Below are 14571 nucleotides of genomic sequence, written 5' to 3' on the forward strand. Positions count from 1 at the left end.
ACCGAACTGGTTTTCCAGTTCTTTATAACGCTCCCCCGGGTCCTTACCAGTTACTGCGCATATTTCGGCAGCCAGGAGATCCATGATAATGCCGTCTTTATCGGTCGTCCAAACTTGTCCGTTGCGTCTCAAAAATGAAGCGCCTGCACTTTCTTCTCCACCAAAACCCAAGCTGCCTTGATGCAAGCCATCTACAAACCATTTAAAGCCAACAGGCACCTCAACCAAAGGACGCTTTAGCGCGCTAGCCACTCGGTCAATCATGCTGCTGGAAACTAGCGTTTTGCCGATTCCAACAGATTCATCCCATTCAGGACGATGTGAGAAAAGGTAATCGATTGCGACTGCTAAGTAGTGATTTGGGTTTAACAAGCCAGAGCTTCGAGTCACAATGCCATGACGGTCGTAATCAGGATCGTTGCCAAAGGCGACATCATATTGGTCTTTTAATTCAATCAACTGACCCATGGCATAAGGTGAGGAACAATCCATACGAATTTTGCCGTCTTTATCAACACGCATAAACGAAAAGCTTGGATCAACCCGCTTATTGACTAACTCCAGGTTCAAACCATAATGCTCGGCAATCGGCTCCCAGTAAGCAATACCACTCCCGCCCATTGGGTCAACACCTATACGCAAGCCGCTTTTGGAAATGGCAGACATATCAACCACAGATTCCAGGTCCTTCACGTAGGGCATGACAAAATCAATTTCTTGCGTACTGCTAGCTGCCAAAGCCTGCGAATAAGAAACCTTTTTTACTTTTTCCATACCTTGAGCTAAAAGTTCATTCGCACGTGCCTGAATCAGGTTAGTAACATCGGTATCTGCAGGCCCACCATGAGGAGGGTTATATTTAAAGCCTCCATCTTGAGGAGGGTTATGGGATGGCGTAATCACCACACCGTCGGCAAGTCCCTGGGTGCGCCCTTGGTTATGACTAAGAATGGCGTGAGAGATAACTGGAGTAGGCGTATAGCCACCGCCCTGCTGAATGCGCACTTCGACATCTTGCGCCGCAAAGACTTCAAGCGCACTAATTAATGCAGGTTCCGACAAGGCGTGGGTATCTTTACCCAAAAATAAAGGACCACTAATATTTTGAGCCTGGCGATATTCACATAAAGCTTGGCAAATAGCCCAGATATGATGTTCGTTGAAGCTACAATTCAGCGCTGTCCCGCGATGGCCAGATGTACCAAATGCTACTGCATGATCAGAGTTTCCCGGTTCAGGTTGCCGCTTGTAATAACTCGCAACCAAGCGAGGGATATCAGTTAATATTTCTTGCGGTGCAGGCTGGCCCGCCAAAGAATGAACAATCATATAAGTCCTTTAAAATCAGATAGCTTTAACGATAGTCTGTTACTTTGCCATCAAGACTAACACAAAATAGTGTAGGCTTTCTTTACAAGCAATAAAATCTTCATCAGTGATATTTTAATGGTCAAATACGTAGCCCACAGAGCGGCGGCTTTTGAAGAACTCGGGGTTCTTAGGGTCGTCTTCAAAGTACTTTCGAAAACGGACAATAAAGTTATCGACGGTACGAGTCGATAGGTCTTTGGAAAAACCCCAGGCAACTTCTAAAATTTCTCCGCGTGACAGCGCTTTACCACGATTGTTAATCAATAACCTGAGCAAGCGAAGCTCTTGTTCAGTTAGGCTTATTTGTTGCCCTTTGCAATAAGCAACAGATTGAAGGAAGTCGATTTTGTTGCTGCCAAAGCTATATGGGTCCTGACTTCCACTCGCCGCATCAATACTATTATCTTGCCAGCTACTTTGTTTTAAAAGGCGCTCAACTCGTAACAGGAATTCTTCTAGGTTAAAGGGTTTAGAAAGATAGTCATCGACACCGTGGTTAAAACCCTCAATTCTGTCTTGAGCACTATTCTTGGCTGATAGAATAAGGATTGGCAAACGCTCATCTTCTAAGCGAATACGTTTAAGAACAGAGACACCGTCTATGCCGGGCAGCATCACATCCAAGACTATTAAATGCGGCCGCCACTGTTTCCATAAGGCTAGACCGGAAGTCCCTGTTTCCGCTAACGCCACCTTGTAACCTTGAAGCTCCAAATTTAAACGCAACCCCTCTGCAATATGACATTCATCCTCGACAACCAAGATACGCTCATTCTCTGGATCAAACACTAGTGCATCCCCATCATATTACGCGCTCTTTTCGCCATTGATAGTTTATTTCGCTGCGGGAATATAATAACAAACTCAGCCCCCTGCCCCGGCTGGCTTTCCTTAATCTGTATCTTACCACTATGCGCTTTAACTATATTTTGAACCAGATATAAACCGAGCCCACTACCCTGCGCTGAACGCGTCTTTGAATCACCCACCTGATAAAACTTTTTAAATACCTTCTTGCGCTGCGTATGCTCAATGCCGATACCGTTATCGATAAACCTAAGCCTGAGCTCATCATTTCCGCGCAGTGCGAGCTTTTCTATTTTAACGACTAGGCTTGGCTGATCCGACTCATTATATTTAAGGGCATTGCTCGCTAAATTAATCAATAACATTTCAAACAGCGCCCGGCTAAGCGTTTGCTTTATCGGCTGAGATGATTGAGTCGCGATCTGTAAGCCAGTAAACAGGTGGGCATTTTGTTGATAAAACTGAGAGACAAACTCAGCAACGTCTAACTCTATAAATTCATCACTGAAGCTCTGGCTTTCGATCTTTCCCAGATCCAGAATGTTGCTGATATTGTCTGACAAACGGTGAACGTCACGCAGCATATAGTTAAGATACTTTTGCTGCGTCTCCTTATCCAAATCATGCTTTTGGAAGGTTTCTAAATACAACTGCAAGGACGTAACGGGTGTTTTCAATTCATGGGTAAAGTTATTGANAAAGTTATTCTGCAGACGATAAAGCTGCTGCATTTTCTTGGTATAAACGAAACTCATCGACAAGCCCGTAACGATCAAACTCACCAATAAAGTTAATACTGCAATCACCAAAAAGGTACGCGACTCTGTGACTTGTTGCGGATCGATATGAAACCTCAAAATCACTTCATCCAAGCCACTACTGATCTCTATATACCAATAGATATAAAGCACAAACGAAGTGACCAGGGCCACCAGTGAGAAAATGAATGTGAAGGTGCTGTTTGGTAGAAATCTAAATCTATTCATTCGACCAGTTTAACACTGCTTCATCGCGCGCCGTGAGTGTTAAAAGCGGGCTATGTAAAACTTTTGTAAAAGCACCATAAAGTCTATTTTTTTAACATTATGGTGATTAAGATTAAGCAACAAATTCAGCTCACACTTGTGATACTTTTTTTAGACTTATTATCCTCAGACCTACACAAAAAGCGGTATTGAAAATGGTTAAAAGCTCTGAAGCATTCAACTTCTACTCTCACCTGCTTGGCGCGATAGCAGCCGTGGTCGGTACAGTTTTTTTATTAAAGGTTGCAACCGGCTCTGCTTCAATGCTCGTCACAGCCTTAGTTTACGGTTTGTCACTAATCTTTCTTTTTTCTGCTAGCTCTTTATACCACTGCTTTAAAAAGCAAGAGAACGAGCTATCTTTCTGGCGAAAAATGGACCGCTTAGCGATATTCTTTATGATTGCCGGTTCTTATACGCCCGTCTGCTACTTCTTTCTGGATGATGACTGGCGCTTACCAATGATAGCAATTCAATGGGGACTGGTGGCATTTGGCCTGTGCTCACAATTATTCTTCCCGCGCGCACCAAGAATACTCTATGCCTTAATTTTTCTGACAATGGGTTGGATGCTAGTTTTCCCCATGCAACAAATCTTGGATCTCATGACCGATATGCAGGTTAATCTGCTTTTTGCTGGCGGTATCGCGTTCACGCTAGGTGCTATTTTCTATGCAAGTAAGAAACCCTTAATGTTGCCTGGAATTTTCAGTTTCCATGAACTCTTCCACGTAATGGTCTTAATTGGTGGCGCCTGTCATTACAGCCTGATTTACAGTGCATTTTCCGCTACGGCGTCAGCCTAAGATGAGCTTAAGCTCTAAAGCACAATGCCTGCTAGAGGAAGAAACGAGTCGTTTTATAAACGATTACCAGGAACACTTCCTTAAAGGTGAAACCAAGCCACCAGAAATTGGCCAACCTTACCTGCTTCATCAGCCTCAAGCCACGCAGGGAGTGCTGCTTGTTCATGGCCTAATGGCTGCCCCGGAAGAAGTGCGAGAGTGGGCTGACTATCTTTATAGCCAAGGCTATACCGTCTACGCGCCACGAATGGACGGGCACGGTACATCGGCAGATGATTTATCTCGCCGTAAAATGAGCGAATGGACGGCGGCGGTTAACCGGGGCCACGAAATACTTAAGCACTGCTGTGAGCATATCGTCATCGCTGGTTTCTCTACTGGCGCTGCGGTGGCACTTAAACAAGTCATTGATAAACCCGACGCCTTTGATGCACTTGTGAGTATCAGCGCGCCGCTCAAGTTTAAAAAGTTCTCTGCTAACTTCGCCAAGCCTGTCAATACCTGGAATAAGGCTCTAAGGCGAATAGCTAACCCGGTATTCGATACTAAAAAGTTGCGTAAAGAGTTCGTCACCAATCATGCTGACAATCCTCACATCAATTATCTACGCTGCCCGGTAAGCAGCATCGTTGAAATCAAAAAATTAATGAACCAAGTTCAGAAAGGGCTCTCTAGCATCACCATCCCAACCTTAGTCATTCATGCAGATAAAGACCCAAAAGTTGACGTCCAAAGCGGTAGAGATATTTATAAAAGCATTCACACAGGCAACGCACATTACAGGGAAATAGACTTCCATCTGCATGGTATTGTCAGAGGAGATATCACCAAGAAGGTTTTTTCTGAAGTAAACACTTTTCTAGACGGCGTGTATCGTAAATAATCTGTACACGCTAGCAACCAACCCTACTTGCCTCACGCCCAAGACAACTGTATATTCAAACAGCATTATTTAATTTCGAGGCAACGGTTTGCGCAAGATAATTCATGTAGATATGGATGCTTTCTTTGTATCCGTGGAAATCCGTGACCAACCGGCGTTAACTAATTTACCCGTTGCCGTTGGCGGAAAGCGCCACTCTCGCGGTGTCCTCTCTACCTGTAACTACATAGCACGAGAGTTTGGGCTTAGATCTGCCATGCCGACCTCAGTTGCGCTGCGTTTATGCCCAGATCTTGTATTGCTTCCGGGTAGAATGGATGTATATAGAACCGTTAGTAAACAGATTGGTGAAATATTCGAACGTTATACTGATCTGATCGAACCACTTAGCCTCGATGAAGCTTACCTTGATGTCACCAACTGCTCGTTACATCACGGTTCAGCAACGCTCATCGCTCAGGATATTTGCAAGACGATTCAACGTGAGCTTGGTCTGACAGCATCAGCAGGGGTGGCGCCCATCAAGTACCTCGCTAAAGTTGCCTCCGATATCAATAAACCAAACGGTATTTATGTAATTCCTCCAGAAAACGTGGCCAGTTTTATCGACGATATGCCTTTAGATAAAATCCCTGGCGTTGGCAAAGTCACCTTCGAGAAGCTCAGTGCTAAGCAACTGCGGTTTGGAAAAGATGTAAAGGCTTTTGACCAACAAACACTACTACATAACTTCGGAAGACTAGGCCATTTACTTTGGCAACGTTGCCATGGACAAGACGAGCGCTCAGTAATAACTCACCGAACAAGGAAGTCAGTGGGTGTAGAGCTAACCTTCCCTGAAGACATTGACGACCCGTCTTCACTTGAAGCGATTTTAGTATCAAGGTTGTTGCCCGAGTTAAAACAGCGTGCTGCAAAGCATTTGCCGGGAAGAGGCATTCAGAAGCTAGGCGTTAAAGTAAAGTTCAGTGACTTTCATCAAACAACAAAAGAATATACATTTAGTGACTACAATGAAGCGATGTTTATCTGCCTGTTACATGAGGCAATATCAAGGGGCGATGGTAAGAAAGTAAGGCTATTAGGTGTTCATATTGGCCTGAATAACGAAAAGGAACAGCATCAACAATATGCCTTTTCTTGGTAATGAGCCCTATACCTACAACGCTGTTTTCTTCATTAAAATTTATGCCATAGTTCAGCATTATCAAGCGGGTCGGCTTTACTCAAATTGGGGTTGGGAATAGAAAACCTTCTGCGCTCTTTCAGCCGAAACTTATCTATTAGCGCTTGGTGGTGAGCTAAAAAGTATGCTTCAAATTTGCCATTTTCGATTAGGCGCCACAAACCCCGTTCAATGCGCTTCGCAAGCTCTGGTCGTTTCGGGCTAATAAAGAAATAGGTTGGCAAGGGGATATGAAGCATTAGTTCCGTGTCGATTGCTAGATTAGGGTGCGCCTCTTTTTGAGCTAAGTACTCGGCCTCAATTTCATTAATACCACGACCAAAGGTTTTAAATCTACCGAGCTCTAACATACTAAACAGGCCTTCATAGTTGTTTCCCACAACAACATTAAACCCTGCCTCTCTCAACACTCTAGTCGTCGACCAACCTTTTCCTGAACCAGTGGGTATAGCTTTAAACTCTTCGAAAGACTTAAGTGCTGACAGTTTGCTCTGGTCTTGCTTATTAATGAAAAAGAGGCGATAGCCCTGTATTCCCTTTCGTATGGGAATTCTTACGACGTGCAATTCGCTGACCCAAGCAGTTTTGGGCGCTTCGGCAACGACATGAAGCTCTTTACCCTCTTTCAACGATAACAGTAGACGATTACGGTTCATTATAAGCGTTGCGTGTTTTACAACACTTTTTGAATCGTCGTCTTGAGTCTCATCGAGAACCATTTGCAACAAATCATGTGCGTAATCATAGCGTTTGTCATTAACTGATTCAGGCCGATTTACCAGCACATAATCACTCAAAGCCTGTGCGCTAAAGCTACTTGCAACCAGTAGTAATATTAACTTGAATATTATTATCATTTTTATAATCAGCGTTATCGGTCGGCATAAGAGCCGAACTCTTCTACGATTAAATTAATAAGCTTCACTATATAAGATTAGCCTTATTAGATGCTGATAGCAAAGCCTTAACTTTTCGAAATAATTTTGACTAAGTCGGTAGTCATTGCTGTGTTGTTTTGGCAATCCTAAGAAATTGCACGCTTAGCTATTAGCTCGACGTCTGAGACGAGCGGTGTTTACTGAATATAGATGTAAAGTTTATCAAAGATTAATACGTATCCTTAGTCTTCGATTACCCGGGCTCAGTTAAGTGATTGAAGGGTGATAAAGCAGTAGCTTAGATCTAATCGCCTTGCTGCCATTCAACAAAACCGCCATCAAGACTATACACTTCTCTACAGCCTTGACTGGCGAAAAATTCAGCCGCGCCTTGACTACTGTTGCCGTGATAGCAAACCACAATTAGTGGCTTTTCTTTATCCATGTCAGATAAATACTGTTGTACATTGTCATTCGAAATATGAACCGAGCCTTCTATATTTCCTGAAGCAAATGAAGCGGGGTCTCGAATATCCACCAAAGAACACGCCTTCTCCCTCATTAAAGACCTGGCTTGCGGAACTGAAATACACTTATAACTCATTGCTAACTCCTGCTTTTTAATATAACGATTCGTTCCTAAGCCCTGTGCTTCTCTATAAACTTATGCACCGACTTCTTAGGCACTTTGCTAAGCTGCTGAATAAAAGAGAACGGTAAATCATAAATACCGTAGCGCTCACCAATATCCTCTAACATAGCTAACCACAGCTTGGCAGTCATCTCTGAATCATACAAGGCACGGTGAAAACTACCCGATGAGATTGAGCTAACAGTATCAAGGTTCGCATACTGAACCAAAGTTCCTAACTTATGATTCGGCGCATCCTGAAAAATACGCCTAGAAGCGAGCAAAGAACAGGCAAAGTCTCCCGGATAGGAGCAAGAAACTCGTGATAGTTCAGCATCAAGAAAGCGTTTATCAAAAGAGGCGTTATGAGCGACTAGGTTATGCCCGGCAATAAAATCATTAAAGCGCTTCATCACCTCTTCACAGGGAGCCGCCTTGCTCAACATTGCATTGCTAATACCGGTATAATCTTCAATAAAAGCACTGATGCGAATACCGGGGTTCATTAGGGATTGAAAGCTATCTGTAATCTCCCCACCTTCAATCAGCACTGCACCAATTTCTATCGCACGTTCTCCCATATCAGGAGATAAGCCACTCGTCTCAAAGTCCAGTACGACAATCGTATCTGCTCGTTTTGCGTTCATTAGGTCTAGCCATTTCCAATCATTAATTTGCGCTTAGAGTACACTATCTTCCGGATGAGAATAAGGTGATGCTTGGAAAAGCTCGACTCCAAAACAGAGGAGTGACAAAGCAATAAAACTTTTATAGGTAGGATAGAAACAGGCTCTGATTTTTAACTGATTTCATATCAAGGCAACCCGTAAAACTATCGAAAAGTACTTTGAGAAAATTCATCAGCTTTATGAGCAGAAAAAAAGCCATCTCAAGTGAGATAGCTTTAGTTCTGGGTGATTTCCTTAAGTGCTGGCAACAATAGTGTACTTCAGGCTTAGATAGAATTAGGACTTCTTTTGTCTACGAGCAAAGCTTAAGCCTACTAAACCCAAACCAAGAAGCGAAAGCGTAGCAGGTTCTGGAACATCGATTAAAGGTACTGAAACCGAGGTGACTGACGTGACCGTCATTCTGGTGTTTGCTAAGAAATACTGCTGTGGATCTGAAACCTGGTAAAGGTAAGTTTCAGCCGATATCGTTGGGCTACCCGGTCCGGTTCCAAATGGTCCAGTGCCTTCGGCCCACGTACTGATATTTATTTCAGATCCACCTTCCTTTACGTTAATTGTTGACAAACCGAATTCAGTGATTGAAACCCTCGCCTCACGAATACCGCGGTCGTATTCAACCATATTTTCGGTGGCCAGATGATAATCAATACTAGCCTGCCAGTCCGAGTCGTCGTAACTAATCAAATCCGCATAATTAATTCCAAACAAAGTCCATTCAATTGAACAAGCTCCATCAGCATTTCCATCCAGCGCGTTACAATACGTATACGTTGGAGTTCCATCATCATAAAATGTACTCGCCCGAGTCCCTTCGTTATCGAATGTAAAAGACCATGATAATGAATCGCCGACATTAAGCCCGGTCACGTCACTCTGTGCAACCTGAGTAACCCAAGTTTCCGTAACGATGGCTGCATTTGCTGACATCGAACCTAATGCTAAAACCCCTACAGCGGCTAATTTTTTTAACGTAAATTTCATAATAAGCACCTATAAAAAAGAAACTCTTACATCAAAAAAAAATTAAGCAAATTCAATACAAACTTATACTCTACGAAACCTCAATTCATTAGACTCAACTCGAGAGACCGAAGCTATAACAAGAAATACGTATAGAGATATAATGAATTTCACATATTTTGACCTTATAAAATCATGACCATCTTCTACTAAAGGCAAGTGTAAAATACCTTACTACAAGCTGTTATGTTCAGTGAAGGATAATATTTTAAGCCTTTAGTTTACCCCTTAACCTTATAAAGATAGACCATTAAGAGAAATAAGAAAATATTCGATCTGAATCAGCAGTGTTCGACTCAATTCTATATAGCTTCCATCAGAAAACCGCCCCTCTCTTTTGAACATCCTAGATAATGCAAAAGGGCTGATTTGATTTATTGCCAACGTCTTCGGCGGTTTCCTGGTTTTTACAATTATTACTGGAAGAGCGCTAACTAAAGAACATTAAGGTTTATTCTTCTCGTGCCAATTGAACCGTTTACAAAGGAAAACGCTTAAGTAATGCCCTGCAGCGGCTGAAAGACTTGCAGCGATACCTGAAGATATATCGTTTGTCGCCACATAGAATAGACCTCCCGCGATAAGGATGCCTGAAGGATAAGTATCCGCATTTTCTCCAATAACGACTCGGCTAATTTGGTGTACTGCAAATATCATGAGAAATGATATCAATATTATTTCTGCTATAGGGAGTGACTCCATACTTTGGATAACCTTATTTCGAGTTTGGCTTAGTAATGAGAAATTATTAAGCTGGAAAATAACATGTTACAGCGCTATACGTAATCAAAGAATTTTCTATGTTCCTTGCCCGCACTATTAGGGTTTACTTTGTTAGCATGTTTGAACTCTTTCCAGCTATCTACCTGTTTACCCACATTTAGTCTAGGAAATTCACCACAGCCCTCTGTTGAGGTACCTAAGAAACCTAGCAATGTCGCTAAGCTTTTGGGCTTGCTGATATCTATTTTTAGTAGATCTGATCTAGCCGAGAAATAGTCAAACACCTCTTGTTGATGTTGCCTATAGCAGTTTTCTAAATGAGACTCAGCAATCGGGTCTTCTGTATCGAGCAAGGCGAAGGTTTTGTGGAAGCTACGTTTAAGTACGGGGTTAAAGTGACCTGTCTTGAGTTCCAAGTTTGCTTGCATCTTATGAAGCAAGCGCTGAATCGAGGGTAACCAGACATTTAATTCTCGATCTAAGTAAACGAATTTAGAACCGGGAAAGAGCAGGTCTAGCTCTTGATAGTCACAAAAGCATGGCGCATCTGAAACCACATCGGCCAATTCAAATGCACGTTTAGTATAGGCGGTATGCGCTACCTTATAATTATGCGCTAATAGAGCAACACTAATACTCGTCGTACCCGTTCTAGGCAGACCGATTATAAAAAGTTTATTCATTGTCTGTGACCTGAGCTAAGCGCTTTGAAGTAAACATTCGATATTGATTGAGATCAAGCCTACCCCACAATAAGCTAGCTAAGATATATTTTTCTGCTCAAGCCGCGTATATTTGGGCCTTTAACTTAGTCCATGTCTATTCATATTTTTACCGCTACGAGACGCTTATGCCAGATCAAGATAAAATGGGTTTTCTAAGAAGAACATCCAGAATCTCTAGCCTTTTTTGTTTCGTATCTGCAGTGATTTGTGTTCTGATTCTACTGATTTTCTTTGGTGATTTGTCTAAGGTCTATAAAGCGAGTTTTGCTTCCTCATCCTTTTTCTTTTTTACGAGCGGATTCGTATTGAAAGAAATGGCTGACACAAAAGTTGCACGTACTGACCTTCCACGCCCAGCCCCTGGCGCTGAGTAAAGCCTCGGTAGCCTTAGCCGCGAAAATCACAGCGTACCTTTCAGCTCTGGGCTCAAAAATTCGCCCCTTTCTTATTTGATCAGATCAAAATCTCTAACTATTCTTATAGAAACTATTTAATGAGAAAGTAGAGCCAATTGCTCTCTTAAGCTTCCGAGAGACAAGGAGGACATTATGAGTAAATTTATAATCATTGTATCGACGCTAATGATCATCTTTGCAGCCGTTGTTGGACTGGATGGCGACAACTTTACCAAATACTTAGCGATGTATATGTATGCGCTAGGCGGTTTGGGCTTGTTATCACTACCCTTATTCAAGAAACTATGTGCGCATTATTGTGAAACAGAGCAGTAGAGTAGTGAAAGAGCCCCAAGGGGCACTTTCACTATAAAAATATACTCAGACAATACGCTAAAAAGACAAACGCTCCGATCACTATGCAGTACGCTGACATAATCAAGCGCCATTGTTTGATTACTTCACGCATCCCCATAAAGTGATCGACGACTAGCTGTCCTTTTAATATCAACATAAGAATAGAGCCCAAAACTATCCACACACCTGTTTGTTCTGAACTACCAATCAAAGAGGCGAGGATCGTAATAAGCGTCAGCACTCCCCATACCAGCGTTACCCTTTTAATGTCATTCATTGATTCTGACTCCTTAATGAATCACATAAACGAGTGGGAATAAAATAATCCAAAGCAAATCCACCATATGCCAGTATGAAGCACCGGTCTCTACACCCGTGTGATCTTCTGAGCTATAGTCTCCGTTTTTCGCCTTCTTCGATACCACAATCAGAATCACCATACCTAAGAGCACATGGGCGAAGTGGAAGAAGGTCAGCAAAAAGTAAAACATGTAGAAGGTATTGGTATGCAAAGAATATCCTGCACCGATGGTCTCGGTATACTCCCACATCTTCACGCCTACATAGACTAAGGCAGCAAGGAGTGCCCAGTTAATCCATCTAGAGCAGACGTTTGACTTGCCTTCTTTAATTGCAATAACAGCCCTGACGACAAAATAGCTACTTGTGATTAGGGCAATCGTATTAATCATGCCTGCTAGCTGGTTAAGGTGTTGATGCCCCTCAGCGAACATCTCCAGGTTGAATACTCGAGCAAAGGCATAGGCGATGAACAAGATCGAAAATACGCCCAGCTCTGCAAGGATAAAAATCCAAATGGCAAAGTCGCCCGGTAGGGACGATGACTTTTCTGGCTCTGAATTTATACAGACTTTAGTCATTAAAGCTCTCTTTACTTAAAGACTAGTTTAAGGAGGTGAGTGAAATGATCACTCCCGGAAATATCACTCCCAAAACAATTAAAGTAGGGATCAAGTAAAAGTACCCCAGCATGACCTTCCTGATTTTCGGGTGTGCATGACGCAAACCAATGAACTCATCGATCACCAACCGCCCTTTTAATGTGACAATAACACAGACAATTACCACTGATATTTGACCGAAGTCCGCTGTTTCAGCAGTCAATACGCTTAGTAAGGTCAAAGCCAGTAAAGCCAGCCAAATTCGCAGTAAGTGCCTTTTGCTTGGTAGAGGTAGAATCATCGCTATCTCATCACATAGATCAGTGGAAAAATAATAATCCAGGCTAAATCAACCATGTGCCAGTAACACGCACCTGCCTCCAAACCCGCATATTGCTTAGCAGAATACGCCCCAAAGTAAGACCTGGTTAGTACCCACAGCAAACCAGCCATCCCAAAAAACACATGCAGCAGATGATTGAAGGTCAGGTAGTAATAAACGCTAAAGTAGAGATTAGTTTCGACTCCAATGCCGTTAAGCTCATTAAATTTATACTCCCAAGCTTTCACTAGGCAGTATCCCACTGCGCACGCTAAGGTTAGCCATATCCAACGTCGGCTCTCTTGCGCTTTATCAAGGCGAATCGCTCTTACTGAACGGGCAATAAAGTAACTACTCGTCAGTAAAATAAAGGTATTCAAAATACCGGCGCTGGTATTAAGACTTAAGGGGCCGGTTTTGAATAGCTCCGGGTTATGAACTTTGGCAACGATATAGAGGATAAAGAACAAGCCAAATTCAAATAACTCTGCAAAGACCAGAACCCATATAGCGATATCACCGGGAACATGTTTCCCTGCACTTACTTCCTGCTCAATGCTCATAGGTTTATTTTCGCTAGCGCCCTAGAAATAGGTCATGACCAAGAGTTCAATGGCAGCCAGAGTTTCGGTCTCGTCGGTTAAAGGTTGAGCCAAGCACGATAAACACGCCTCGCGAGCATTCAGCCCTGACTTAATCATCTTGGCGGTATAAATCAGCAGCCTGGTCGATGCCGCTTCTTCCAAGTCATAGTCTTTTAGGCGACGTAAATCCCCACCCAGGCTAACCAGCTTCTTGGCGGTATCTTTGTCGATATTGGATTCCTGACAGATGATTACCGTTTCCCGTTCTGCCAAGGGGTATTCAAACTCCATCGCAACAAAGCGTTGGCGGGTACTTGGCTTCAGCCCCTTCATTACGTTCTGGTAGCCAGGGTTATAAGAGATCACCAACATAAAGTCAGGATGAGCAATAATTTCTTCGCCCGTACGCTCTACAGGTAAAACGCGACGGTGGTCAGACAGTGGGTGAAGCACAACCGTAGTATCTTTCCGTGCTTCAATGACTTCATCTAAATAACAAATACCGCCTTCTCGCACCGCCCTGGTAAGCGGGCCATCCTGCCAATAGGTTCCGTCTTTGCCAATTAAGTGTCGACCTACCAAGTCTGTTGCGCTTAGATCATCATGACAGGCAATCGTGTATAAAGGCCGATCAAGTTTCTTGGCCATGTGCTCAACAAATCGGGTTTTACCACAACCTGTAGGTCCCTTAATCAAAACCGGCAAATTATTGTTGGCGGCGTGCTCGAAGATAACAACTTCATTTCCCTGCGCTAGATAATTCGTTGGCATGTCGTTCTCCATTTAAAAAGCTTGACCCTTGTCGTCTTACGATAGACCTGTAAGGTTCAAGTAAATTTTTGGCAGCAATGCAGGTAAACGCGCAGTATCACTAATCACTGCATAACCATGATCACCAAAAAGGTAAGGTAAATAATCGTTTCCATCTTCATCGATGGTAATACAAAATGGTTGCAAGCCCTGCTGCTTGGCCTCCTGAACCGCCTTACGAGTATCCTCTACTCCGTAACGGCCTTCGTAGTGATCAATATCATTTGGCTTGCCGTCTGAAACAATCAACATGAGGCGCTTTTGAGTTGCTTGTGTTTTTAACACTTCAGTTGATTGACGAATACCTGCGCCCATTCGCGTATAAAATCCCGGCTTGATTTCAAGAATTCGGCCACGTGCGGCATCGCCATAAGGTTCAGAGAAGTTTTTTAACAGGTTATATCGAACTTGTTTGTTCTTGATGGAGGAAAATCCATAGATTGCAAAAGGGTCC

20 protein-coding genes are annotated in these 14571 nt (G+C 43.0%); 5 read left to right on the forward strand and 15 right to left on the reverse strand.

Annotated elements, in window-relative coordinates; all coding sequences use genetic code 11:
* The 3 genes from A3735_RS27820 to A3735_RS27830 form a co-directional block, all read right to left on the reverse strand.
* The coding region (locus A3735_RS27820; protein WP_068639066.1) for an alpha-D-glucose phosphate-specific phosphoglucomutase at positions 1–1329 on the reverse strand (1329 nt) is incomplete at its 3' end.
* Positions 1330–1443: 114 nt separating this feature from the next.
* Complete coding sequence (locus A3735_RS27825) at positions 1444–2160, reverse strand: response regulator transcription factor (protein WP_068514346.1); 717 nt, start codon at positions 2158–2160, stop codon at positions 1444–1446.
* Positions 2160–3164: a sensor histidine kinase KdpD gene (locus A3735_RS27830; RefSeq protein ID WP_068639068.1), complete on the reverse strand. Its 1005-nt coding sequence runs from the start codon at positions 3162–3164 to the stop codon at positions 2160–2162. Before A3735_RS27830 ends, A3735_RS27825 begins: the two co-directional genes overlap by 1 nt.
* Positions 3165–3358: 194 nt before the next feature.
* Between A3735_RS27830 and A3735_RS27835 the strand changes: the two genes are divergently transcribed.
* The 3 genes from A3735_RS27835 to dinB all read left to right on the forward strand — a co-directional run bounded on the left by A3735_RS27835 (position 3359) and on the right by dinB (position 6039).
* Positions 3359–4009 carry a hemolysin III family protein gene (locus A3735_RS27835; RefSeq protein ID WP_068514341.1) on the forward strand — a complete coding sequence of 217 codons (651 nt, stop codon included), beginning with the start codon at positions 3359–3361 and terminating at the stop codon, positions 4007–4009.
* Position 4010: 1 nt separating this feature from the next.
* A complete protein-coding gene (locus A3735_RS27840; RefSeq protein ID WP_068512166.1) occupies positions 4011–4892 on the forward strand; it encodes a carboxylesterase in 882 nt (293 codons plus the stop codon).
* Positions 4893–4980: 88 nt separating this feature from the next.
* Entirely contained in the window at positions 4981–6039 is a 1059-nt protein-coding gene (gene dinB / locus A3735_RS27845; RefSeq protein WP_082865274.1) for a DNA polymerase IV, read from the forward strand.
* A gap of 32 nt (positions 6040–6071) precedes the next feature.
* Here the strand turns inward: dinB and A3735_RS27850 are convergent, their stop codons facing one another.
* The 6 genes from A3735_RS27850 to A3735_RS27875 form a co-directional block, all read right to left on the reverse strand.
* The gene (locus A3735_RS27850) at positions 6072–6935 is read right to left on the reverse strand and encodes a hypothetical protein (protein ID WP_068514335.1); all 864 of its coding nucleotides are present in this window, start codon (positions 6933–6935) and stop codon (positions 6072–6074) included.
* Positions 6936–7260: 325 nt separating this feature from the next.
* Positions 7261–7560, reverse strand: a complete 300-nt coding sequence (glpE, locus tag A3735_RS27855; protein ID WP_068507469.1) for a thiosulfate sulfurtransferase GlpE — start codon at positions 7558–7560, stop codon at positions 7261–7263.
* Between the two features lie 35 nt (positions 7561–7595).
* On the reverse strand, positions 7596–8234 hold the full coding sequence (locus A3735_RS27860; RefSeq protein ID WP_068507471.1) for a PolC-type DNA polymerase III: 639 nt from the start codon (positions 8232–8234) through the stop codon (positions 7596–7598).
* A 318-nt stretch (positions 8235–8552) separates the two neighbouring features.
* A complete protein-coding gene (locus A3735_RS27865) occupies positions 8553–9260 on the reverse strand; it encodes a PEP-CTERM sorting domain-containing protein (RefSeq protein WP_068514332.1) in 708 nt (235 codons plus the stop codon).
* Between the two features lie 483 nt (positions 9261–9743).
* Positions 9744–10001 (reverse strand): hypothetical protein, encoded by a 258-nt coding sequence (locus A3735_RS27870; protein WP_068514329.1) that lies wholly within the window; start codon positions 9999–10001, stop codon positions 9744–9746.
* A gap of 74 nt (positions 10002–10075) precedes the next feature.
* A complete protein-coding gene (locus A3735_RS27875; RefSeq protein ID WP_068514327.1) occupies positions 10076–10705 on the reverse strand; it encodes a sulfotransferase in 630 nt (209 codons plus the stop codon).
* A 167-nt stretch (positions 10706–10872) separates the two neighbouring features.
* Between A3735_RS27875 and A3735_RS27880 the strand changes: the two genes are divergently transcribed.
* Positions 10873–11121 carry a hypothetical protein gene (locus A3735_RS27880; RefSeq protein WP_068509369.1) on the forward strand — a complete coding sequence of 83 codons (249 nt, stop codon included), beginning with the start codon at positions 10873–10875 and terminating at the stop codon, positions 11119–11121.
* A 174-nt stretch (positions 11122–11295) separates the two neighbouring features.
* The gene (locus tag A3735_RS27885) at positions 11296–11478 is read left to right on the forward strand and encodes a hypothetical protein (protein ID WP_068514324.1); all 183 of its coding nucleotides are present in this window, start codon (positions 11296–11298) and stop codon (positions 11476–11478) included.
* Between the two features lie 31 nt (positions 11479–11509).
* Here the strand turns inward: A3735_RS27885 and A3735_RS27890 are convergent, their stop codons facing one another.
* The 6 genes from A3735_RS27890 to A3735_RS27915 all read right to left on the reverse strand — a co-directional run.
* The gene (locus tag A3735_RS27890; RefSeq protein WP_068514321.1) at positions 11510–11776 is read right to left on the reverse strand and encodes a cytochrome C oxidase subunit IV family protein; all 267 of its coding nucleotides are present in this window, start codon (positions 11774–11776) and stop codon (positions 11510–11512) included.
* Between the two features lie 13 nt (positions 11777–11789).
* Positions 11790–12380, reverse strand: a complete 591-nt coding sequence (locus A3735_RS27895) for a cytochrome c oxidase subunit 3 family protein (protein WP_068514317.1) — start codon at positions 12378–12380, stop codon at positions 11790–11792.
* Positions 12381–12402: 22 nt separating this feature from the next.
* The gene (locus A3735_RS27900; protein ID WP_068514314.1) at positions 12403–12702 is read right to left on the reverse strand and encodes a cytochrome C oxidase subunit IV family protein; all 300 of its coding nucleotides are present in this window, start codon (positions 12700–12702) and stop codon (positions 12403–12405) included.
* A gap of 2 nt (positions 12703–12704) precedes the next feature.
* Positions 12705–13286, reverse strand: coding sequence for a cytochrome c oxidase subunit 3 family protein (locus tag A3735_RS27905; RefSeq protein WP_068514311.1), 582 nt, complete (start codon positions 13284–13286; stop codon positions 12705–12707).
* A gap of 21 nt (positions 13287–13307) precedes the next feature.
* Positions 13308–14078: a CbbQ/NirQ/NorQ/GpvN family protein gene (locus tag A3735_RS27910; RefSeq protein ID WP_156490492.1), complete on the reverse strand. Its 771-nt coding sequence runs from the start codon at positions 14076–14078 to the stop codon at positions 13308–13310.
* Between the two features lie 36 nt (positions 14079–14114).
* A partial coding sequence (locus A3735_RS27915) for a nitric oxide reductase activation protein NorD (RefSeq protein WP_156499982.1) occupies positions 14115–14571 on the reverse strand: 457 nt, incomplete at its 5' end.

The organism is Oleiphilus sp. HI0061, from assembly GCF_001635675.1.

Coding starts and splice junctions, on each gene's coding strand:
- A3735_RS27835 (WP_068514341.1), top strand. CDS start 3,359: ATGGTTAAAAGCTCTGAAGCATTCAACTTCTACTCTCACCTGCTTGGC.
- A3735_RS27840 (WP_068512166.1), top strand. CDS start 4,011: ATGAGCTTAAGCTCTAAAGCACAATGCCTGCTAGAGGAAGAAACGAGT.
- A3735_RS27850 (WP_068514335.1), bottom strand. CDS start 6,935: ATGATAATAATATTCAAGTTAATATTACTACTGGTTGCAAGTAGCTTT.
- glpE (WP_068507469.1), bottom strand. CDS start 7,560: ATGAGTTATAAGTGTATTTCAGTTCCGCAAGCCAGGTCTTTAATGAGG.
- A3735_RS27860 (WP_068507471.1), bottom strand. CDS start 8,234: ATGAACGCAAAACGAGCAGATACGATTGTCGTACTGGACTTTGAGACG.
- A3735_RS27865 (WP_068514332.1), bottom strand. CDS start 9,260: ATGAAATTTACGTTAAAAAAATTAGCCGCTGTAGGGGTTTTAGCATTA.
- A3735_RS27870 (WP_068514329.1), bottom strand. CDS start 10,001: ATGGAGTCACTCCCTATAGCAGAAATAATATTGATATCATTTCTCATG.
- A3735_RS27875 (WP_068514327.1), bottom strand. CDS start 10,705: ATGAATAAACTTTTTATAATCGGTCTGCCTAGAACGGGTACGACGAGT.
- A3735_RS27880 (WP_068509369.1), top strand. CDS start 10,873: ATGCCAGATCAAGATAAAATGGGTTTTCTAAGAAGAACATCCAGAATC.
- A3735_RS27885 (WP_068514324.1), top strand. CDS start 11,296: ATGAGTAAATTTATAATCATTGTATCGACGCTAATGATCATCTTTGCA.
- A3735_RS27890 (WP_068514321.1), bottom strand. CDS start 11,776: ATGAATGACATTAAAAGGGTAACGCTGGTATGGGGAGTGCTGACGCTT.
- A3735_RS27895 (WP_068514317.1), bottom strand. CDS start 12,380: ATGACTAAAGTCTGTATAAATTCAGAGCCAGAAAAGTCATCGTCCCTA.
- A3735_RS27900 (WP_068514314.1), bottom strand. CDS start 12,702: ATGATTCTACCTCTACCAAGCAAAAGGCACTTACTGCGAATTTGGCTG.
- A3735_RS27905 (WP_068514311.1), bottom strand. CDS start 13,286: ATGAGCATTGAGCAGGAAGTAAGTGCAGGGAAACATGTTCCCGGTGAT.
- A3735_RS27910 (WP_156490492.1), bottom strand. CDS start 14,078: ATGCCAACGAATTATCTAGCGCAGGGAAATGAAGTTGTTATCTTCGAG.